This window comes from Fenollaria sp., from assembly GCF_057222035.1.
In genome coordinates this window covers 66,468-88,881 of record NZ_JBXXYC010000005.1, presented here as the reverse complement: position 1 = coordinate 88,881, position 22,414 = coordinate 66,468, and the positions used below count along the sequence as shown (strand labels likewise).

General features: G+C 34.1%; 20 protein-coding genes. 17 read left to right on the top strand and 3 right to left on the bottom strand.

The features are described 5' to 3' along the window. The 10 genes from AC2UOP_RS05125 (at position 1) to AC2UOP_RS05080 (ending at position 10,783) form a co-directional block, all read left to right on the top strand. The gene (locus tag AC2UOP_RS05125) at positions 1-885 is read left to right on the top strand and encodes an ABC transporter permease (protein WP_249242693.1); all 885 of its coding nucleotides are present in this window, start codon (positions 1-3) and stop codon (positions 883-885) included. After that, complete coding sequence (locus tag AC2UOP_RS05120) at positions 885-1,652, top strand: ABC transporter permease (RefSeq protein WP_085839734.1); 768 nt, start codon at positions 885-887, stop codon at positions 1,650-1,652. The genes AC2UOP_RS05125 and AC2UOP_RS05120 overlap by 1 nt, the downstream gene beginning before the upstream one ends. Further along, a complete protein-coding gene (locus AC2UOP_RS05115) occupies positions 1,649-2,404 on the top strand; it encodes an ATP-binding cassette domain-containing protein (RefSeq protein ID WP_484832871.1) in 756 nt (251 codons plus the stop codon). The genes AC2UOP_RS05120 and AC2UOP_RS05115 overlap by 4 nt, the downstream gene beginning before the upstream one ends. Beyond that, positions 2,382-3,056, top strand: coding sequence for an ABC transporter ATP-binding protein (locus tag AC2UOP_RS05110; RefSeq protein WP_249242695.1), 675 nt, complete (start codon positions 2,382-2,384; stop codon positions 3,054-3,056). The genes AC2UOP_RS05115 and AC2UOP_RS05110 overlap by 23 nt, the downstream gene beginning before the upstream one ends. 555 nt (positions 3,057-3,611) lie before the next feature. Next, positions 3,612-5,387, top strand: a complete 1,776-nt coding sequence (locus AC2UOP_RS05105; protein ID WP_484832870.1) for an ABC transporter ATP-binding protein — start codon at positions 3,612-3,614, stop codon at positions 5,385-5,387. Then, positions 5,388-7,157, top strand: a complete 1,770-nt coding sequence (locus tag AC2UOP_RS05100) for an ABC transporter ATP-binding protein (protein ID WP_484832869.1) — start codon at positions 5,388-5,390, stop codon at positions 7,155-7,157. 389 nt (positions 7,158-7,546) lie between these two features. Further along, the gene (locus AC2UOP_RS05095; RefSeq protein ID WP_484832868.1) at positions 7,547-8,545 is read left to right on the top strand and encodes a hypothetical protein; all 999 of its coding nucleotides are present in this window, start codon (positions 7,547-7,549) and stop codon (positions 8,543-8,545) included. After that, a complete protein-coding gene (locus tag AC2UOP_RS05090; RefSeq protein ID WP_484832867.1) occupies positions 8,535-9,950 on the top strand; it encodes an SH3 domain-containing protein in 1,416 nt (471 codons plus the stop codon). The genes AC2UOP_RS05095 and AC2UOP_RS05090 overlap by 11 nt, the downstream gene beginning before the upstream one ends. 273 nt (positions 9,951-10,223) lie before the next feature. Beyond that, complete coding sequence (locus AC2UOP_RS05085) at positions 10,224-10,406, top strand: type II toxin-antitoxin system HicA family toxin (protein ID WP_484832866.1); 183 nt, start codon at positions 10,224-10,226, stop codon at positions 10,404-10,406. A gap of 2 nt (positions 10,407-10,408) precedes the next feature. Further along, the gene (locus tag AC2UOP_RS05080; RefSeq protein WP_484832865.1) at positions 10,409-10,783 is read left to right on the top strand and encodes a type II toxin-antitoxin system HicB family antitoxin; all 375 of its coding nucleotides are present in this window, start codon (positions 10,409-10,411) and stop codon (positions 10,781-10,783) included. 289 nt (positions 10,784-11,072) lie between these two features. Here AC2UOP_RS05080 and AC2UOP_RS05075 read toward each other — a convergent pair whose 3' ends face one another. The 3 genes from AC2UOP_RS05075 to AC2UOP_RS05065 all read right to left on the bottom strand — a co-directional run bounded on the left by AC2UOP_RS05075 (position 11,073) and on the right by AC2UOP_RS05065 (position 14,328). Next, positions 11,073-11,675, bottom strand: coding sequence for a PH domain-containing protein (locus AC2UOP_RS05075; RefSeq protein WP_484832864.1), 603 nt, complete (start codon positions 11,673-11,675; stop codon positions 11,073-11,075). A gap of 202 nt (positions 11,676-11,877) precedes the next feature. Further along, positions 11,878-12,222, bottom strand: coding sequence for a hypothetical protein (locus tag AC2UOP_RS05070; protein ID WP_484832863.1), 345 nt, complete (start codon positions 12,220-12,222; stop codon positions 11,878-11,880). A 204-nt stretch (positions 12,223-12,426) separates the two neighbouring features. Further along, positions 12,427-14,328 carry a sensor histidine kinase gene (locus AC2UOP_RS05065; RefSeq protein WP_484832862.1) on the bottom strand — a complete coding sequence of 634 codons (1,902 nt, stop codon included), beginning with the start codon at positions 14,326-14,328 and terminating at the stop codon, positions 12,427-12,429. A 290-nt stretch (positions 14,329-14,618) separates the two neighbouring features. Between AC2UOP_RS05065 and kdpF the strand changes: the two genes are divergently transcribed. From kdpF to AC2UOP_RS05030, 7 genes are all read left to right on the top strand, one after another. Further along, entirely contained in the window at positions 14,619-14,696 is a 78-nt protein-coding gene (gene kdpF, locus AC2UOP_RS05060; RefSeq protein ID WP_099321785.1) for a K(+)-transporting ATPase subunit F, read from the top strand. A gap of 33 nt (positions 14,697-14,729) precedes the next feature. Continuing rightward, a complete protein-coding gene (locus AC2UOP_RS05055) occupies positions 14,730-15,035 on the top strand; it encodes a hypothetical protein (RefSeq protein WP_484832861.1) in 306 nt (101 codons plus the stop codon). Positions 15,036-15,060: 25 nt separating this feature from the next. Next, positions 15,061-16,803: a potassium-transporting ATPase subunit KdpA gene (locus AC2UOP_RS05050; protein ID WP_484832860.1), complete on the top strand. Its 1,743-nt coding sequence runs from the start codon at positions 15,061-15,063 to the stop codon at positions 16,801-16,803. Positions 16,804-16,811: 8 nt separating this feature from the next. Further along, positions 16,812-18,866 carry a potassium-transporting ATPase subunit KdpB gene (kdpB, locus tag AC2UOP_RS05045; protein ID WP_484832859.1) on the top strand — a complete coding sequence of 685 codons (2,055 nt, stop codon included), beginning with the start codon at positions 16,812-16,814 and terminating at the stop codon, positions 18,864-18,866. A 27-nt stretch (positions 18,867-18,893) separates the two neighbouring features. Further along, entirely contained in the window at positions 18,894-19,499 is a 606-nt protein-coding gene (gene kdpC, locus AC2UOP_RS05040) for a potassium-transporting ATPase subunit KdpC (protein WP_484832858.1), read from the top strand. Between the two features lie 85 nt (positions 19,500-19,584). Continuing rightward, positions 19,585-20,319: a response regulator transcription factor gene (locus tag AC2UOP_RS05035; protein WP_249242708.1), complete on the top strand. Its 735-nt coding sequence runs from the start codon at positions 19,585-19,587 to the stop codon at positions 20,317-20,319. Then, positions 20,306-22,231: an ATP-binding protein gene (locus AC2UOP_RS05030; protein WP_484832857.1), complete on the top strand. Its 1,926-nt coding sequence runs from the start codon at positions 20,306-20,308 to the stop codon at positions 22,229-22,231. Before AC2UOP_RS05035 ends, AC2UOP_RS05030 begins: the two co-directional genes overlap by 14 nt. Positions 22,232-22,414: the final 183 nt, after the last annotated feature.

The window sequence follows — 22,414 nt, the reverse complement described above, 5'->3', positions numbered from 1 at the left end:
TTGATATTCATAGTAGGTTCACTGATCGCCTTTGGCATCGTTAGGCTTATGAGCGGCGATCCAGTTATGATGGCGCTTAGTGAGAGAAACCTCCCTGCGACTGAAGAAAATATTAGCTATTTGAAAAAAGAATTCGGCCTTGATAAATCACTTAGCATGCAGTATTTTGAGTGGATAAGTGATTTTATCAAAGGCGATTGGGGCAAGAGCTACATGACAGACGTCGATTTGAAGCCTGAAATATTAAGGAGAGCTCCTGTTTCACTTATGCTTGGCTTATTAGGGCTAATATATGCGAGTATATTAGCCTTTTGGCTAGGCTATTTGTCAAGCCTTAAAGATGGCTTTTTTGATAAATTCACAAGGGCACTCGCTCTTTTCACTCAAACAGTTCCAGTTTTTATACTTATTATTCTCTTTGTGTACTTCTTTGGCGTGAAATACAGATTCATCAGGTTCTTCAAAACTGGCTCAATCGCAAGCCTAGCAGTTGGAACGTTTTTTGTAGGTCTTCCACTTATTGGACCTATGTCCAGAACGGTTAGGATATATTTTTTAGAAGTGATGAAAAAACCATTCTTCCGCTTTTATATTGAAAGAGGCTACAAAAGAGAAAAGGCTCTTTTAAAGTACTGCTACCACGAGCCCTTACAAGGCCTTTCCGGTTTACTTATCAGTCAAAGTGCTTACGTGATAGGCGCCAGCTCAGTTGTAGAGTTCGCCTTATCAATACAAGGACTATCGACATTCTTGATCGAGTCCATCGCCCACAGAGATTATCTAATCATACAAACATATATCATGATGATAATTATATGGATGTTCTTTGTACACTTAATTTTTAGTGTATTTTCGAAATTTGTGATAAAGAGGGGAAGCGCATAATGAAAAAGATGATAATATCAGTAGTCATAATACTTTTGGTAGCGATAGTCCTCACAATAATCCCGACACAAAACCCAAAATTCGTTGACATCAAAAATAAATTCTTGCCGCCATCGGCTGAACACATCATGGGCACAGACCACTTGGGCCGTGATATCTTCTCGCTTATGGCACAAGGCTTTTTAAGAACCTTATGCGTTGTTTTGATAGCGAGCGCCGTCTCATACGCAGCTGGACTTGCACTTGGCATAGTAGCTGGCTTTTATGGCGGGGCATTTTTAAGCGTCATACGTTTTTTAACGGACTTAACCTTAATCATACCAACCTTTATAGTTGCTTTGATCGCGTCAATCATCTTCTCGGACACGGTTCTAGCCGTTGGTCTTGCACTAGGCTTTTCAAATATAGGTTTCTTCGCAAACCAAAGCTATAAACTTAGCGAAATTATTCTTAGAGATCCTTATGTTGATACGCTTAGAATGCTGCAAGCACCAAACTCATACATCATGAGAAAGTTTTTGCTGCCAGAGCTTCTTGCACCGAGCCTAAATCTTATGGGCAATAAAGCCTCAAACCATATACTAGCTTACGCTTCACTAACATTTATCGGTTTAGGCGCAGACATCACAGCGCCGGATTTTGGAACCATGCTATATCAGTACAGAGGCTACATCATTGACAAACCGCTTATAGTTTTGTGGCCAGCACTTGGCATATTTTTCCTAAGCTTAATTTTTCACTACACATTTGATGAGGTGAACGTATGATTGAGCTAAGAAATTATTCAGTGAGCATAGCTGGCAAATCCATAATCAAAGATATAAACCTTTTAATTGATGATGGCAAGTCGATGAGCGTTATTGGTGTTTCAGGAGCAGGTAAGAGCATGACCTTTAGGTCAGCACTTGGTTTAGTGGACAAAGCACAAATAGATGGCGAGATATACTACAAAGGTGAAAGAGTAAAAACTTTAAAAGATAAATTAAAAAATGAAATCGGCTATATCACGCAAGACGTACAAAACTCGCTAAATCCTTACATCAAAGTCATTGATCAGATGACGAGCGATTTAGTTTTTGCAAAAGGCATTTCTAAATTGGAGGCCAAAGAAAAGGCACTTGAGTCCTTGGAAGCGATTGGAATCAGTAAAGACAATGCAAAGAAGTACCCAGATGAGTTTTCAGGCGGCATGCAGCAAAGAGTTGTCATCGCCATGATATTAAACAGAGGGCCAGAGCTTTTGATTGCGGACGAAATTTCGAGCGCGCTTGACAGAGAATCGACCGATATGGCGATAAATATGATTAAAAATCACATGGACAAAAACAAGATGAGCCTTATCTATATCACACACAACCCCTTTGACGGCATAGCGCTTACAGATAGGATCTGTGTTTTTAAAGACGGCAGTATCATTGAGAATAGAGCGTCAGACGAGATTTTTGAAAGCGAAGAAGAGAATACGAAATTACTTTTAGATGCGGCAGGGAAAATATATGGAAAAAATTTTAGAGATTAAAAATTTAAAAAAGACATTTAAAATGTCAGACGCACCGACCATTTCCGATTTAAATTTAGATTTATACGAGAATGAATTTTTAGGCATCATCGGCCCATCAGGTAGCGGCAAGACAACCCTTCTTAGGCTCATAGCTGGTCTCATAGTTCTTGATAAAGGTGAAATTCTTTACAAGGGACGCGATTTGCCCATAGTTGGCGATAAAAGAAGGAACCTCGATGATTTTCCAGTACAGCTAATATTTCAAAACGCTGTCTCATCCTTCGATGCGAAAAAAACTATACTAGCTAGCTTTAAAGAGGCGCTTCACTTTTCTAAAAAAGATTTTAACGAAGAAGAGCTTGAAAAACTCATGGATGACTTCGAGCTAGATAGAAGCTCTTTACAAAAGCTTCCAAATGAATTATCAGGCGGCATGATTAGCCGTGCGCAAATAATTAGGGCACTACTAACACAGCCAAAGGTTTTACTAGCAGACGAGATTACATCACCACTTGATGTTAATCTGAAGCTCAAGATCACAGAGCTACTTGATGCGTATAGAAAAACACATGGGATGAGCATTATACTTGTGAGTCATGATGTGGAGCTACTTGAACATGTATGTGATAGGATTGTTGATATTAATAATATAATGGTCAGAGCAAATTAATTCTTAGCAGAATTGCGCCTAAGGCTTGCGCGCTCGCTTCCTCCTTGCGGAGTACCCGTACGTACACCTCAGTCGGTCGCTCGTTATGCTGCGCCTTATGCTAAAATTCTGCTTGAAGAATGACTTAAACTTAAAATTAAAATTTTAAGCTTAAGTCTTAGTTGACACGGGGTAGAATAAAGTTCTAATAGAAAATAATTTTATAAATAGTTTAGTGGATACAATTAAGTTTGTATCCATTTTTATTTTTGCACATAAATAGTGAGAAAAGTGATTTTCACGAGCGCAGCCTTCGGAATAAATTGCATTAATTTCTTAGCGCAGTGAGCCGCCCGTGGGCTCATCTAGTGAAACGAATATGAGACCACAGGTGAACAAGCTTAGAAATTAACAATTTATGTAGACGTAGCAAGCGAAGGAAAACACTTTTCGATGTGCAATGCTAGAGGTTTTCGTTCAAGGGCTCGCTTGAATGCGAATCGTTCGAATGCAAATATTTTGACAAGTGTGATAATAAGTAGTATAATAATACCATTGGCAAAATGAGGTGATACAATGAAAAAATATTCTCTAGTTAAAAAATACATACAGCCATACATATTTATTTATTTTTTAGCATTTTTATTTGAAATTCTATCGAGCGCACTGCAAATGCTTATACCTATAATCTTAGGTACAACTATAGACAGCATAATTGGCAGTGAGGAGCCGACTAATAAGATCATGATGGGTTTTATAAAACTTTTAGGCGGCAGAGACTTAGTGAGGGAGCGTCTTGGACTCATTGCCGCGGCCTTCATCGCAGTTAGTTTTTTAATTGCTCTACTAAATTTCTTAAGGCCATACATGAGTGGCAAGGCGACTTACACCATTAGCAAGGGCATTCGTGACAATATTTACGCGAAGATTTCGTCACTAAGTATTAAAGACATGGCGTCAATCACAACTGGTGACATGCTTCAAAGGGCGTCGAGCGACATCACTCAATTTGAGATCATTATTTCTACTACCATGATGGCGCTTTTAGGAAATATCTCTTACATCGTAATCTCTTTAATCACACTATTTACAATAAATTTGAAGCTTGCACTTATATCCGTAGCCTTGATGCCTATACTATTCATAGGAACCTACCTATTCGATAGAAGCGTAGTCAAGGTTTTCGATGCCTTCGAAAAGTCGGAGGCGAGACTAACTTCGACTGTGCAAGAAAATTTATCCTCATACAAAGTTGTTAGAGCATTTTTCAAGCAAAAGCACGAGATTGAGAAATTTGAAGAGGCCAGCATGGACCTTGCGAATAAAGATTACAAGATTATGGCGTATTTTGCATACTTTTGGTCAGTAGCTGAATTTCTTTGCTTCTTGCAAATAGCTTTGATTGCGATATTTGGGGTTCTTATGCACAAAAATGGAGCTGTTTCCGTTGGTGAGTTTACAGCAGTCTTTGCTGTTGCCTTGAATATGGTTTGGGTTGTCTTAGGAACAGGCAGAATGCTTTCAAGATTTACAAGAGTAACTGTTGCCATCAGACGTTTCGACGAAGTTTTACAGATGGACTCTGAAGACCTTGACAAGGGCATCAAAGACATGAACATCAAGGGAGCTATAGACTTTGACAAGGTGTCTTTCACTTATGATGGGGTACATGATGCAGTTAAGGACCTATCCTTTAGTATAGGTGCTGGCAAGACACTTGGAGTGCGTGGGCTTACTGGTTCTGGCAAGTCTACTCTAGTTTCGCTTATACCTAGGCTTATGGACTACGAAGGATCCATTAAGGTGGATGGAATAGAGCTAAATACTATTGCTAAGCGTAAGATTAGAGAGAACACTTCCATAGTTTTACAAGAACCATATCTATTTAACAAGAGTATAAAAGAAAATATTGCATATAGACATCCTGACGCGAGCGATGATGAGATCATCAAAGCGGCTAAAATTGCGGATATTCACGATGACATCATGAAGTTCCCGGAAGGCTACGACACAATTGTCGGAGAGAGGGGCGTGAGCCTATCGGGCGGACAAAAGCAAAGGCTTGCCATAGCAAGAACCATACTTGTTCACACGCCTATAATCATCTTTGATGACGCGCTTTCTGCAGTTGACACGCAAACAGACATAAACATAAGGACTGCACTTAGTCAAAGCGAAGAGACTCAAACGAAGATCATCATCTCGCACAGAATCTCAACTCTTATGAACGCTGACAAGATCATCGTTATGAAGAGGGGCGAGAAGGTCCAAGAGGGCACTCATGATGAACTTATACGTGAGGATGGCCTTTACAAAACTATCTATGAGATACAAAACATCGAGGTGGACTAGATGAAGATAAGTTTATTTAATTTAGTGAAAAAATTTAAGATTGAAGCTGCCATAGTTTCGGTGCTTAACCTAATTTATGCAGTGCTTCTTGCGTTTTGGCCACTTTTAACAAAGTTTATCATCGATAACTACATCTACAAAAGTGATATGGAAAGCTTTCCGAAATTTATCGTCATCATGCTGCTTTTTGTTGTGATGATATCATTAACCGAGCTATCATATTGCTTTATGGCAGGAAAATTTGAAAAAAAGATTATACTTTACTTAAGAAGTGAGACATTTTTGAAGACGCAAAAACTATCAGCCAAGTACATGGACACACACCAAGTTGGTTGGATGGTCTCAAGACTTGTTCATGACACGATGTCAATCAAGGAATCGGTTGCGTGGAACCTCTTCGATATGGCAGATGGTTTATCGAGGCTAGTCATCATATTTATAACTATGTACTTACTTAATGCAAGGCTAAGTCTTTATGTTTTAGCAAGTATGCCATTCATAGCCATATTTACCTACATTTTCCAAGATAAGATGATGAAGGCACAAAAGGAGATAAAGGCAGCATCGTCAGACCTTACAAGCAAGCTAAATGAAGACATACAAGGACAAAAAACTATCAAGACCCTTCTTAGAGAAAAGGAAAATCTTGAAGAGTTCAAAGAAATATCAAAAAGATACGAAAGACGCAGTAAACACTCAGTTACGCTTCAAAGTCTATATATTCCGTCCTTAACATTCTTAGGCTCAATTGCCACAGCTTTTATACTTAAAGATGGTGGGGTAGCAGCCATAGCAGGTACTTTGACAGTGGGTGCGCTCTTTGCCATGGTTCAGTACTCGACTGAGATTTACGAGCCCATTAGACAAGTTGCCTCGGTTTTGAAAGAGCTTATATCGATGCAAGCGTCAATGGATAGGGTCAACAGCATTTTAGAGGCGGATGTCGATGTCTATGACACGAAAGAGATAGAAGAAGTTTATGGCGATGCGCTTGATGCGCCTAAAAAGTCACTTCCACAGATGAAGGGCGAGATTGAGTTTAAAGATGTGTATTTTGCATATAAAGATGATGACTATATACTAAAGGATTTTTCTCTAAAAATAAAAGATGGCGAAAGACTTGCTCTAGTTGGAGAAACTGGCGGAGGTAAGTCGACCATCATTAACATAGCATCAAGATTTTACGAACCAACAAAGGGCCAGGTTTTTATCGATGGCATTAATTATAAAGAGATGCCGCTTAAGTGGGTGCAAATGAACTTGGGCTACGTTTTGCAAACGCCTTATCTTTTTAGAGGAAGTATACGCGATAATATTTTATATGGCAGAGATGATGCGACAGAAGAGGAGATGCTAAGAGCAGCTGAAGTTGTTGGGCTAGATGAGATTGTAAAGTCATTCAAAGATGGCTACGATACAGACGTCGGTGAAGGCGGAGGAAAACTATCACAAGGCGAGAAGCAATTAGTGAGCTTTGCAAGGGCCTTGATCAAGGACCCAGCCATATTGATACTAGATGAGGCGACATCATCAGTCGATACTTATCAAGAAAAAAGAATACAAGATGCAATCGAGAAACTTCTTGAGGGAAGAACCTCGATCACCGTTGCTCACAGATTATCGACCATAGTTACTAGCGATAGAATTTTATATATACATCAAGGAAGAATAGCCGAGATGGGTACGCATAAAGAGCTAATCGCAAAAAAAGGTATGTATTATCAGTTGTATAGGAATCAATACATCGAATCTCAATTAGATCAAATTTAATTTCGCGTTCAAACGGCGACTGGAACTCGTTCGCTTTTCGGCAATGCTCGAGTACTTGCTTGTACGCTCCGCTTGCCTCAAAGCTCCACTTCGTCCCATTCATCCGTTTGCTCCGCAAAATTAGAGAATAAATAAATTTTTATTTGACTCTTTTTCCTACGAAAGAGCAGCAAAATAAAATAATTATTGATTTGACACTTTTTGATGTATAGAATGAATCAAAATTAATCAAAATAAAAAATATAAATCTATTTATCAAATGCAGCTATATAAATTAGCTGCATTTTTTATAATTATCATACCATAATCAAAAATTCAAATACAATTGCAATATTTATCTAAATATTGTATAATTAAGATGTAGAAAAATATTTTAAGGAGGACTTATTATGGAAGGAAGAAGAAGACCTAGAAAGTCATTATTAATGTACGACAAAGTGCTATTTTTCAGCGCACTTTTATTATTCGCATTCACTTTAATTTTTGCACTTGATTGGATTATTAGTGGAGCAGCTATGAACAATGCAGATGGTTTTGACGTTTTAGATAAGGTAGCCGGCTTTGGAAAAAGAACAGGTATATACTTTATATTTATCGTTATAACATTTGTAACAACTACACTTGCATTCATTTACACTATGCTTTTAAGAAGAGGTATGAGAAGAAATGCCAAGACACTTGACAACGTTATGATAGGTTTTGGACTATTATTCACATTCATAGACTTCTTCGCGATGAGCAAGATGAGAAAGATTTTAAAAGTATTTGCAGATCCATTGAAATCATGGAGCGATATCGCTAGAATGGGTCTAGGCGATACTGATATTGAAAACTACAAGCCTATATTTGGAGTTATCATCGGCATTTTAGCCTTAATTACACTTTGCATAGGATGTATACTTCTTTATAGAAAGATATTCTTAAGAGTTAGACCAAAAGATGTATCAAGACAAATAAATGCAGTTGGTAGAGGCGTTTCAAACGCTGCAAACGCTGTAAAAGAAACAGCACAAAACGCAGCAGAAGATTTGAGAAATCCTGACAATGTTGAAGATTATAATACAAGAAGACCAGCTCCAAAGGAATACATTGACGACGACTACGGTGTATACGATGAAGCGCCAAGAGCACCAAGAAGACCTAGACCACAACGTGATGCTGAGTATGATGATTACTACGATGAAAGACCAGCTAGACCTGCTAGGCCTCAAAGACCAGACGCACCAAGAAGACCAAGACCAGATGCACCTCAAAGACCAGCTAGACCAGATGCGCCACAAAGACCAGCTAGACCAGATGCGCCTCAAAGACCACAAAGACCAGATGCACCAAGAAGACCAAGACCACAAAACGAAAATCTTGATGAAGGTAACGGCTATGACGAATAAAGATAATAATAGAGAGTACAGGGAAAACAGAGGCCCTAGAAAAATAAATAAAAAAGATAATTACGACGATTATAACGATTATAACGATTATAACGACAACAACGAGTATAACGATAACAATTATAATGATAATTATGATGATGGATATGATGATAACTATGATGATAATTATGATTATGATGACAATTATGACGACAACTACGATGACGGCTATGACGATGCTTATGACAATGATTACGATGACTATGGACCAGCATACAGAGCAAAACCTGTCAATAAAAAGCCTATAATCCTAGGTGTAGCAGCACTAGTACTTGTTCTTATAGCGATATTTGTAGTTCCAAAGATAATTTATGCACTAAAACCAGATGCTCTTGTCTCAAGCAAAAACATGGACATAAGTATTGAAGTTAAAGGCTTTGACGGCCACGCTGTAGCGACTGGCTCACTTAACGGCATGCCTGAAATTACTGAGTCTAAGCTAAAAGACAAGGATTATGAAATTTTAGATAGCATTAGCTATGGCGAAATTACATTTGATAAGAGTGAAAATCTTAAGAATGGCGATAAGATCATTGCCAAAGTTAAACTTGCTTCTGATAAATTCAAAATTAAATTTGATAATGACACTATAGAAAAAGAAATGACTGTTGAAGGACTTGCTGAACTTGTTAATAGTTTTGGCGAGCTTCCAAGCGATTTTCTTGATAGACTTGACAAGAGAGCTAATAAGAGCATCTACGATTCACTATATAAGCCAGATGGACTTAAGATAGAAAGACTTGCTCTAATGGAAAAAGCTATGGACGAGGCTGAAATTTATGAAGTAAGTAATTCTTACGATGCCAAATCAAAATACAGATTACTAGGAATTTATCAAGCAAGCTTCAATGAAAGCGACTGGTGGAGTGGCACTAAGACAAGAAAGACTCGTTACTACATCATGGATAGCTACGATTTTGAAAAAGCTAACGGAAAAGTTATATCAGAATTCTATTTCGATGGTTACTATGACAATTACGATGAATTAGTTAACAATCTTGGCTTTAAAGGCTATGCGCTTTTAGACGAAAAACAAGCAAATGCTGAGCCAAAAAAGAATGATGATAAAGATGAAGATGCTGACGAAGATAAAGATAAAGATAAAGATGATGAAAAAGACGAGGAAGAAGACGAGGAAGAAACAAGCGATATCGGAAAAACATTTCACGTTAAAAACGAAGGCAATCTAAGAGAAGATTATTCGCTAGATGCAGATGTTATAGTTAAGCTATCAGACGGAGCAGAAGTAACTGTTAAAGATGAAAAGCATACTGATGACGGAAGAACTTGGTATTTAGTTGATGCGATAGATGTGGATGGAGCTTCTTACTCGGGATGGATTAGTAGCCGTGTTCTAAAGTAATTTTAATTTTGCGTTAAAGTCGCGCCTAAGGCTCGTTCGCTCTTCGGCAATGCTCGAGTACTTGTACGTACACTCCGCTTGCCTCAGAGCTCCACATCGCCTTATCCATCGACTTTTCCAGCAAAATCTGTGAATAAACAAATTTTGCGATGAATCAAATCGCTCAAAAAACAATAAATAATTTTTTAGGAGACCTTAATTGGTCTCTTTTTTTGTGAAAACTATTGACAAGTATGCGCATACACGTACACAATATAAGTAAGGAAGGATTACATGAAAGATAGAGAGCTTTTAAACAAATTTTTAAAGAATGGCTGGGAACTTAGACGAATAACTGGAAGTTACCACCATTTATTTAAAGACGGCAATAGAGAAACACTGTCTGTTCATAACAAAGAGATCAACCCAAAGCTAGCTAAGAAGATTATTGATATGTATGATTTAAATAGGAGGTAAATATGATTTTTTATTATCCATTGCTTATACACGACGATGATGGTTATTGGGGAGAGTTTCCAGACGTAGAGGGCTGTCATGCGCAAGGAGATACTATAGATGAAATTATTGAAGATGCAACTTTAGCCTTAGAACTGCATTTGTCTGAGATGCTTAAAGATGGCGAGAAACTTAATCCGCCAAGCGATATTAAATCTATCAAGACTGATAAAAATACTTTTTTAAGTATAATTAGAGCGGATGTTAATCTTAATAAAGACAATAAATCTGTTAGAAAAACACTAACCATACCATCTTGGTTAAATGATAGAGCTGTTGAGATGAATATTAATTTTTCTAAGACATTACAGGAAGCACTAACAAGAAAAATCATTTAATTTTTAAAGAGACCTTAATCGGTCTCTTTTTTTTGTGTGATAATTTGTCAAAATACAATTTAGAAATCAAACTAAAAATAGTAAAAGAATATTTAGAAGGTAACATAGGATACGCATCACCTGTCAACTCTTTCTTATAACCTATTATTTATTCTTATTTATTAATAAAATAACACAAAGAAGGCTCTATTAAAATATAATATTACAGAAATTTCCTTCATTAATCAAAAGTCACTGAAAAAATTCTGAAATGAAAATTTTCTCAGTGACCTTTTTGTTGTCTTTTAAGTTATCTTTTATATTTTGTGTTGTAGCCTTCATTCTCTTTTGGCCTATAGGCGTTAGGATAGGCTTGATCTGTTGCAACATCGAGAGATACTTTTTTAAGAAGTTTGTAGACATTGTAGGGATCTTCAATGGAAATAAATTTATTTGCGTCAGCCTTAAAGCTGTAAGATGAATTTCCCCCTTCGCCATTATAAACTAAGATAATTGTGCCAAGTCCCTTGATGTTTTCCATAAAGTTTACATCTACTTTCAAGTTTGTAAGCTCTCTGTGCTCATAATTATTTACATCTCTTCCAAAAATGCCCTGACTGATGTAAACTCTCTTATCTGTAATTGCATATTCTATAGTCCCATAATTTAAAACCCTGTAAATCGGCATTAAAATTGCAAACCAGACAGGAAAAAGATGAATTATAAAGAAAATTATAAAAAATCCTTGTATAAAATTAAATTCTTTTAGAAAAGTAGAAATAAAAAAGAAGTCAAAGATCCCCCAGATTAATGCAATTAAATAAATGCTTGGGTTGCCTACAATATAAAGAAAGGCATTGGGCTTTCCTCGCCACAATATATTTTCATTGTCGTCAATAATTTTTTCAATCATAATTTCCTCCATTGCTTTCTATTTATAAAGATAAAGCATTCTTGTCTAATATTTTATCACAAATATACCTGTGAAAAAATATTTGAATGGCTGAATCTCCACTCATATCTGTAAATTTTTCTTTACATTTATTTGAATTAAAATTTTAAAAATCTATAAAAATTTAGTAACATAATTTTTGCTAATACCAAGCAACTACACGTTAATCTTTGTAATTATTAGTTTCAAGAAATTCTTCAAGTTTAGATAGAGCTTTTTCTGCATATACATAACTACCATAATCTTTATCAGGATTACAAATGTACAATTCTTCAGTATACGGCTCTTCGCCATTTTCAACTCGCATCTTATTAATACTATACCTCGTACCATTAAGTTCTGATCCAATTATTTCTCTATAGAAATCCTTTTGTGAGCTTTCTTTAAGAAAAACTTTTCTTTCTTTTAAATCTGCGACGATTACACCCAGAAATTCAGTTTTCCCTTCCGGGTAATACTCATAAACAACTTCCTCATTTGAAAATGAAATCTTCTTTAAAATAACCATTGCATACCTCTATTTATATTATAATCAAAACTACCAGCTGAGCTGGTAATTTTGATTTGCTCATTTATATATTAATTATGAAATGATCTTAATACTTTATTATTTGTTCATTAGTTCGGACATAAAAATACCCCCATAATATAGCAAAGTATTCAATAGAAAGGTTATGAAGTTATAATATTAAATTTTATTAAGGTTTATATATCAAGACTTATTTTCCAATGAATCAATTGCCAGAGCGATCTCGTTTAGCATGGCTATAAGCAGAGATTTATCATTTACTGACAATTGACTACCGATACTTTTATCTGACATATCTATGCCGACAACGCCATAGACTGCACTATTTTTTCTAATGGCAAAATATAAGCCATTAGCATTAGTTAGAGTATTTGTGCCTGCACCAGCACTATCATTATTTAAAAATACCCATTTTGCTACAGTTTTCTCGGAGTCTTGTAAATATATTTCTTTCATATTTGCGACGTTTTTTGGGTTATAAATTATTGGCGACAAAAGCGAGCTTTTGAAAACAGGATAAAATATTATTACCTTGTTTAGGAGCTTATATAGTTGATAGCAGGTTTCATACATTACTTCATCATAGTTTTTGCTTAGCTGCAATCTCTGGCTTGTTTTAAGCAGAACTTCTAAGCTGTGTGACTGCTGAGTTGTTAGTATATTTTCTTTTTTTAGTCTATTTTGCATTAGACTTATGAAAAAAGAAACTATGCTCATTATTATAAATATCATTAGATATTCTTTTGAGTAAATCCTCAAAGAATAATATGGTGGTATAAATATAAAATCTATAATAAATATATTTAGCAAGAGAGCAAGCATATTGTATATAGGGTGTTTTGTTGTGTATCCAACTATGCAGGATGATAATGTATAAAGCAAAACTATGTTAGTTGTATTAAAATCAAAAATAAATAAGGCATAAGATAGTATAGTTGTAGCTAACAGTATGAGCAAAGTTACTATCAGATCTTCTCTATCAAAATGCACAAATTCATCTAGCCTTATATTTTTTTTCTTATACTCACTGTTAGCATCAGGGATTATGAATATATCAAGATTTGGAGCATACTTAGTAATCTCATCAATTATAGTTGTTTTATTCAAAAATGATATTTTCTGTGAGGATCTTCCCAAGACAAGCTTTGATACTCCACTAAGTTTTGCATATTGGCTAATTTGAAATGATATATCATCACCATAAGAAGAAACGATATTAGCTTTTAGATGTTTAGCCAAGTCTATATTTTTTTGTAAGTTATTTTTTTCTGTATTAGAAAAATTTTTGCTTTCAGATGTTTCTACATATAGGGCACTAAACTCTGCATGGAAAGAGTTAGCCATCCTATAAGCAGTTCTGATTGCTTTTTGGTTAGTAGGTGATGGGCTAAGACACACTAGTATATGTTCTTTTAAAAATGGTTTATTTTTATCGTCAGAATACAAATTTATTTTGTCAGCACATCTTCTTAAGGCTATCTCCCTAAGTGATACCAGGTTATCAATTGTAAAAAAATTTTCCAAAGCTTTTTTTGACTGCGCATTCTTATATATTTTTCCTTCTTTCAATCTTTCGATTAGCTGTTCTACTTCGATATCAATTATTTTTATATGATCAGCATTATCAAATACATAATCAGGTACACGTTCATTTACTTTTATTCTTGAAATTGACTCAACTATATCATGAAGACTTTCTAGATGCTGAACGTTCAAAGTTGTATATACATCTATTCCGGCTCTTAGCAATTCTTCTACATCTTGGTATCTTTTTTTGTGTCTGCTTCCTGGTGCATTTGTATGGGCAAGTTCATCTACTAATATGATGTCAGGTTTTCTATTTAGAGCCTTATCTATATCCAGTTCATTAAAAATATGATCTTTATAGTTTATTTTTTTATAGTCTATTATATCTAGACCATTCATTAATGCTAGAGTATCTTTTCTATCATGAAGTTCTACATAACCAACAACCACATCTATGCCTTCTAGGTACTTTTCGTGGGCAACTTCTAGCATATTGTATGTCTTGCCGACACCTGCACAGTATCCGAAGAAGATTGTCAATTCACCTTTTTTTTCCATAAAATTATCCTTCTTTATTTATTTATTTCTGATTTTATTTTACTATATATATTTAAAAAAAAGGCAAAATCAGTGAATTTTAATACAATTTTAATGTCTATGGTGCATATTTTAAAACCATTTTAAGGTAAAAGCTGGTATATTATACATATAGTTAGAGAATAGGAGGAGTGATTAATGTTAGACCTTATTATGATAGCTATAATTATCATTTCATTTTTAATATTAAAATTATTTGTCCATTGGATAGATAAAAAGATTACAAGTAATTAATTATTGTGGAGGTTTATATGTTACTATTATTAATTGTTATTTTAGGGGTTTTATGCTATTTGTTTTATGCACTGATTAACCCTGAGAAATTTTAAATATAGTTTTGGGAGATAAGTATGGAGGAAATTATGAATTTAACTAAATGTGATTATAATAATTGTTTGAATGATTTTTGTTCCTTAATAAAATTAGAAATTGATTTGGGAAACCTTGACGAATGTTTAGAATTGGTAAAAGATAAAATGAAAGAATATCCACATAGTCCAGTTCCTCACAATTTGTTAGGTATTTTGATGGAAATAAGAGGAGACCATGAATTGGCTATGAATCACTTCAGGGCTGCTTGGGCATTAGACCCTTGCTATGAACCTGCTAGTAAAAATTTGGAAAATTTAGCAATATATGGCACAAATAAAAAATATATATTTTCGTAAGAAAATTGTGTAAGTAGGAGAGATTATGTTACAAATATTATTAACATTACTAATATTCTTAGTCATTATATTTCCATGTGGAAATTACTTATATAAAATGACTAACAATAAAAAAACATTCGCTGATCCTTTATTTGATAAAGTGGATTCAGGAATTTTTAAAATTTTAAAGATTGAAAAAAGTGATATGGACTGGAAAGAATATGCATTGTCATTGATTCTTTTAAATGCGTGTTTGGTTCTACTTTCATATCTAGTTCTTAGAATTCAATCTATAGGGATATTTAATCCAAATAAAATAGGCCCTATGGAGGAAACTTTAACTTTTAATACAATTATTTCTTTTATGACTAATACTAACTTGCAACACTATGCTGGTGAATCAGGCTTGTCATATTTTTCTCAAATGTTTGTGATTATTATGATGATGTTCACTTCAGCAGCTAGTGGATATGCAGCTTGCGTAGCAATGATAAGAGGAATACTTGGAGAGAAGATGGGAAACTTCTTTGTAGATTTTATAAAAATCATAACAAGATTTTTATTACCAGCATCTATTATTGTTGGATTATTATTGGTGTCTCAAGGAGTTATCCAAAACTTTAATTCTAATATTTTAATTAAAACTATTGAGGGCAAAAACCAAGAACTTGGTGCTGGTCCTGTAGCTGCTTTGGAAGCAATTAAACATTTGGGTACTAATGGTGGAGGATTTTTCGGAGCCAATTCATCAACTCCTTTTGAAAACCCTAATATTATTTCAAATATTATAGAATTAATTACTATGATGTTATTGCCAGGATCATGTATTTTCATTTTTGGAAAGATGGCACATGATAAGTTTATTAAAAAATCAGCAAGTGGAAATGAACAAATACCAGAGCATACAGATAAAGCTATGGCTAAGAAAGTTTGGCTGGGCAAAGAAGGCCAATCAATATTTATTGCCATGTCCATATTATTTGTAATAGGCTTAGGTGTTTGCTATCATAATGAGCTTAATGGTGTAAATGGGGCAAGTCTTTCTGGAATATCTCAAACTATGGGAAATATGGAAGGAAAAGAGATGCGTTTTGGCATTGCCCAATCTTCATTATTTACAACAGTTACAACGTCATTTACTACTGGTACTGTTAACAATATGCATGATACACTTACACCTTTGGGTGGCCTAGTTCCTTTGCTTCACATGATGTTAAATGTTGTATTTGGTGGAGCAGGTGTAGGACTTATGAATATGTTAATCTATGCTATCTTAGCAGTATTTATATGCGGTCTTATGATTGGTAAGACACCGGAATATCTAGGTAAAAAAATTGAAGGTAATGAGATGAAACTTGCAGCTTTATCAATTATCATTCACCCACTTTTGATTCTAGGTTTTTCTGCACTAGCAGTTAGTATAAATCCTGGACTTGAGGGTATTACTAATCCAGGATTCCACGGACTAAGTCAAATACTATACGAATATTCTTCATCAGCAGCGAATAATGGCTCTGGTTTTGAAGGTTTGGCTGACAATACAATCTTTTGGAATATAACTTGTGGATTAGTAATGTTTTTTGGAAGATATTTAGCTATTATTATCCAGCTAGCAATAGCAGGAAATCTTTCTAAAAAAATAGATATCAATGAAACTGCTGGAACATTAAAAACTAATAACTTAACTTTTTCAATTATTTTAGTAATAATTGTTTATATATTTGCAGCACTAACATTTTTGCCAGTACTAGCTTTAGGGCCAATAGCAGAATGGTTGGTACTATAGGAGGAAATATGGTTAATAAGAAAACAAAATTTGTAAGTAAAGATATAATGAAGACTTCTATTAAAGGGGCATTCTTAAAATTAAATCCTAAGTATATGATAAAAAACCCTGTAATGTTTGTAGTAGAAATTGGATTTATAATTTGTCTATTGCTTGCTTTTTTCCCAAATTTGATATATGATGGAAGCGACAATGCAAGTAAATATAATATGCTTGTTTCCATTATTTTGTTTATAACTTTACTATTTGCAAATTTCGCCGAATCCGTAGCTGAAGGTAGGGGAAAGGCACAAGCAGAGACATTGAAAAAAACAAAAAAGGATACTAAGGCTAGAAAAATTTTAGATGATGGAAAAGAAATTGAAATCTCTAGTAATGACCTAAAAAAAGGAGACGTAGTTTTAGTAAAAGTAGGCGAAATAATCCCTAATGACGGTGAAATAATTGAAGGTATAGCAAGTATTGATGAATCTGCAATCACTGGTGAATCCGCACCAGTAACTAAAGAAAGTGGAGGAGATTTTTCTTCAGTGACGGGAGGTACACTTGTTGTATCAGACTGGATTAAAGTTCGTATAAGCTCAGATCCTGGTGAATCATTTTTGGATAAGATGATATCTCTTGTAGAAGGAGCCTCTAGACAAAAAACACCAAATGAGATTGCTCTAAATACCTTGTTGGTTTCCTTAACTATTATATTTTTGATAGTTATCATAACCCTATATCCAATAGCTAACTATTCTAATGTAAAAATTTCAGTTTCTACATTGATAGCTTTAATGGTTTGCCTAATCCCTACTACAATTGGTGCATTACTTAGCGCAATCGGTATAGCTGGTATGGATAGGGTTACTAGATTCAATGTCATAGCAATGTCAGGCAAGGCTGTAGAAGCTTGTGGTGATGTTGATACAATGATTCTAGACAAAACAGGAACAATAACCTTTGGAAATAGGTTAGCTAGTGATTTTATAAATGTCGATGGAATCGACAAATCAGATTTAATAGAATATGCCATGATATCATCACTAAAAGATGACACCCCTGAAGGTAAATCTACAGTCGAACTTGCAAAAAAATTGGGTTCTAAAGTTAATCCAGCAGATTACGAAGATGCGTCTTTTGTAGAATTTACTGCTTCAAGCAAGATGAGTGGTATTGATTTAAAAAATGGTGTCATGATACGCAAGGGATCTGGAGAATCCATCATAAAATTTGTCACAGAAAAAGGTGGGAGTGTACCAGGTGATTTGCAAGCAAAAGTAGAAGGTATATCTAAACTAGGAGGAACACCACTAGTAGTTTGTGTAGACAATGTAATCTATGGAATAATCTATTTAAAAGACACCGTAAAACCAGGACTAAGACAAAGATTTGAAAGACTTAGAAAAATAGGAATCAAAACTATAATGTGTACTGGAGATAACCCTCTTACTGCAGCTACAATTGCAGCAGAAGCTGGTATTGACGGCTATATAGCAGAATGTAAACCTGAGGATAAGATAGAAGCCATAAAGAAAGAACAAGCCCTAGGTAAAATTGTAGCCATGACAGGAGATGGAACCAACGACGCTCCAGCCCTAGCTCAAGCTGATGTTGGTATTGCAATGAATTCTGGTACAAGTTCAGCAAAAGAAGCAGCAAACATGGTTGATTTGGATTCAGATCCAACCAAAATATTGGAAGTTATAGAGATTGGTAAACAGCTACTTATAACCAGAGGCTCTTTGACAACATTTTCTATTGCCAATGATATTGCTAAATATTTTGCTATAATACCAGCTATATTTACTCTTGCTATACCTCAAATGAAAGTATTGAACATTATGGGATTGAATAGTCCATCAAGTGCTATTATTTCAGCACTAATATTTAATGCAATTATTATTCCTTGTCTAATTCCTTTGGCAATGAAGGGTGTTAAATATGAACCGATGTCAGCTTCAAAAATGTTAGGAAAGAATATGTTGATTTATGGACTTGGTGGAGTGATTTGTCCTTTTATTGGTATAAAACTAATAGATATATTAGTTTTTCCTTTACTTGGAATGTTAGGAATTTAAGTAATTTAAGGAGTTTAAGGAGTTATAATGAGAACTATTAAAAAATATAAACAAGTTTTTTTCGTTACAATATTTGCATTTATAGTCTGTGGTATTATATATCCACTTTTAATGACGGTACTTGCACAAATTATCTTTCCAAAACAAGCTAATGGAAGTTTAATAAAGATGGGAGATGAAGTAGTTGGCTCAGAATTAATAGGTCAAGATTTTACTGATCCAAAATTATTTCATTCGAGACCATCAGCTATTAACTACAATGTCTATGAAGATGGAGACAAGTATGATGGATTAGCTTCTGGTAGTAAAAACTTAGCAGTAAGTAACCCTAACCTAAAGAAAAGAATTAACGAAGATATAGATAAGTTTATTAAAGAAAATCCTACTGTATCAAAAGAAGATATCCCTGAAGACATCATAAGCCAATCAGGCTCAGGTCTCGATCCACACATTTCTGTCAAAGCAGCTCAATTACAAGTTGATAGAGTAGCAAAAAATACAAATCTCTCCAAAGAAAACTTAGAACAACTGATAAAACAAAATACTAGTGAAAAAGCTTTGGGAATCTTTGGCGAACAAACTGTAAATGTATTGAAACTAAACATAGACTTAGTAAGTGAAATGAAAAAATAATATTGTAATATAAGGCCTCAGGTAATCATAACTTGAGGCCTAGGATGATTTGACCAATATTTTGCTATAAAGAAGGTAAGTATATATGAATGAAAATATAAAAATATTAATTGTAGAAGATGACAGAGCTGTGAGAAACTTGATATCAACAACATTGCAGATAAATGATTATGAATATGACCTAGCGATTGATGGTAAAAATGCTCTACAGCTAATGACTTCAAATAAATATGACATAGTTTTTATTGACTTGGGATTGCCTGACATTGATGGAATAGAAATAATAAAAAAATTCAGAGATTTTTCGACTACTCCAATTATAGTAATTAGCGCTAGGACCAATGATGAAGATAAAATAGAAGCCTTGGACGCAGGGGCAGATGATTTTTTGACCAAGCCATTTAATGTTGATGAACTTCTTGCAAGAGTTAGGTCAACCTTAAGAAGAATAAACTATGCTGAAAATAATAGTGTTGAAGACAAAATTTCATTTGAAAATGGAGATATAAGAATAGATTATCCTTCGAGAAGCGTATTTATTAAAGGTGAAGAAATACATTTAATGCCAATAGAATATAGTTTATTATGTTTATTAGCAGAAAATGTTGGCAAGGTTCTCACACATCAATACATCCTAAAAAACATTTGGGTCAATTACCTAGCATCTGATCTCTCTTCTTTGAGAGTGTATATGACCTCTCTTAGAAAAAAGATAGAAAAATTAACTGACGATAAGTATATCCAAACTCATGTTGGAGTTGGCTACAAGATGATTAGAATCAATAAATTGGGGGAAGATGAAATAAATGGATTTAATTGATAGAGATTTGATATTAGTGTGTATATCTGAATCCCAATCTAATATTCAGGTAATAAAAGAAGCCAATGAAATAGCTCAAAATGAAAAAGCTAAACTAATTGCTCTATATGTATCTGATAGAGATAAGTTTCAGGAAAAAAAGGACAATGACTACCTACAAGACAATTTAAGTCTAGCGGAAAACATGGGGGCCATGGTTGAGATTATATATGATGACGATATAGCAAGCCAAATAGTAAACTTTGCAAAACTATATAAAGTAAAAAAAATTGTAATAGGAAAAAACCGAAATGATTTTAAGCTATTATCTTTAAATACCAGCATATATGATCAAGTGGTAAAAAAATCTGACAGAATAGATATTTACGCTGTTCCAATAAATGATAAGGTCAAAACTTATGGATTTAAAGAAAACAAAAATATATCAAAAGATTTGTTAATTGCTTTTATAATACTAGCAATCAGCACTCTAATAGGTTATATATTTTATGATTTTGGCTATAGTGATGCAAATATAATAATGATCTATATACTAGGTGTATTTTTTATTGCCCTTGTAACTTATGATGAATTAGTGAGTTTTATTTCATCTGTAATATGCGTATTAGCCTTTAATTATTGTTTTACTAAGCCAACTTTAAGTTTATCAGTATCTAATCCTGAATATATTATTACTTTTTTAGTCTTATTAATAGTATCATTTTTGACAAGTAAGCTAGCAAGCAAGATAAGAAAAAATGCAAAGAACTCATCAAATATGACATATATAACAAAGCTTTTGTTAGAAACAAATCAACTTTTACAGACTAAAATATCCAAACACGAAATCATAGAAACAGGCTGTAATCAATTATCAAACCTACTAAATAGAAATATAGTTTATTACGATATAGTAGATGGGGAAATTCAGGATCCACTAATTTTCAAGGATGATTTTAGGGATGCTGATAAAGAATTTCTCAAAGAATTAGAAATAGTAAAGTGGGTATTTGCCAAAAACAAAAGTGCAGGTGCTGGCACAGAATATTTGCCAGATGCCAAGTACTTATATTATGCAATCAGATTTAATACAAGTGTGTATGGGGTTATAGGTATACATTTGGGTAAAGATAGGCTAGATTCCGTAGAAAATAAAATTTTACTAGCAATCCTTGGAGATATGTCTTTGGCTTTAGAGAAAGAAAAAATTTTAAAAGATAAAAACGAAGCCAATTTGAGAATAAAAGATGAGCAATTGAAAACAAATCTTTTAAGATCAATCTCCCATGACTTAAGAACGCCCCTAACAACTATTTATGGAAATTCTGATATACTACTTAATAATTCGGAAAACTTAACAGAAACAATGAAATTAGGGCTATATAGAGATATTTATGATGATTCACGGTGGCTACTGAATCTTATAGAAAATTTACTTTCAGTAACTAGAGTTGAAGAAGGTAAAAGCAAACTAAAAATAGAGCCACAAATGGTTGAAGAAGTCATAGAAGAGGCCCTAAAGCATGTAAGCAGAGATAAAAAAAATCACAATATAACTGTTGATATAGATGATGACTACCTAATGGCTGATATGGATGTGAGGTTAATAATACAAGTCATCATAAACCTTGTAGATAATGCTATAAAATATACTTTTGAAGGGTCAAGTATCAATATAAGAGCCTACCAAGATGCAAACAAAGTCATAATCCAAGTGGCAGATAATGGAAAAGGAATTGAGGATACCGATAAGAAAAAAATATTCCAAAAATTCTATTCGGCTAATAACAAAATCATCGATAGCAGGAGGAGTATAGGTCTAGGCTTATATCTTTGTAGGATTATAGTTAAGGCCCATGGTGGCGAAATAAGTGTAACGGATAATATACCAAGTGGATCTGTATTTACTATGGTTTTGAAAGCTAGCCAATAAACGATAAACTATGTTTTATACTTTGTACAAATATAAAAGAATTATAATATGATACAATTAAAAAGAGCTACCAAATTAAATAAGGTGACCCGGGTCTGTAAACAAATTTGTGTATCAACCTTAATCCTGATAAAAAGGTTCTATAATAAATCGTGTTGGTAGAAGTAGATGAAACTTCTGTCA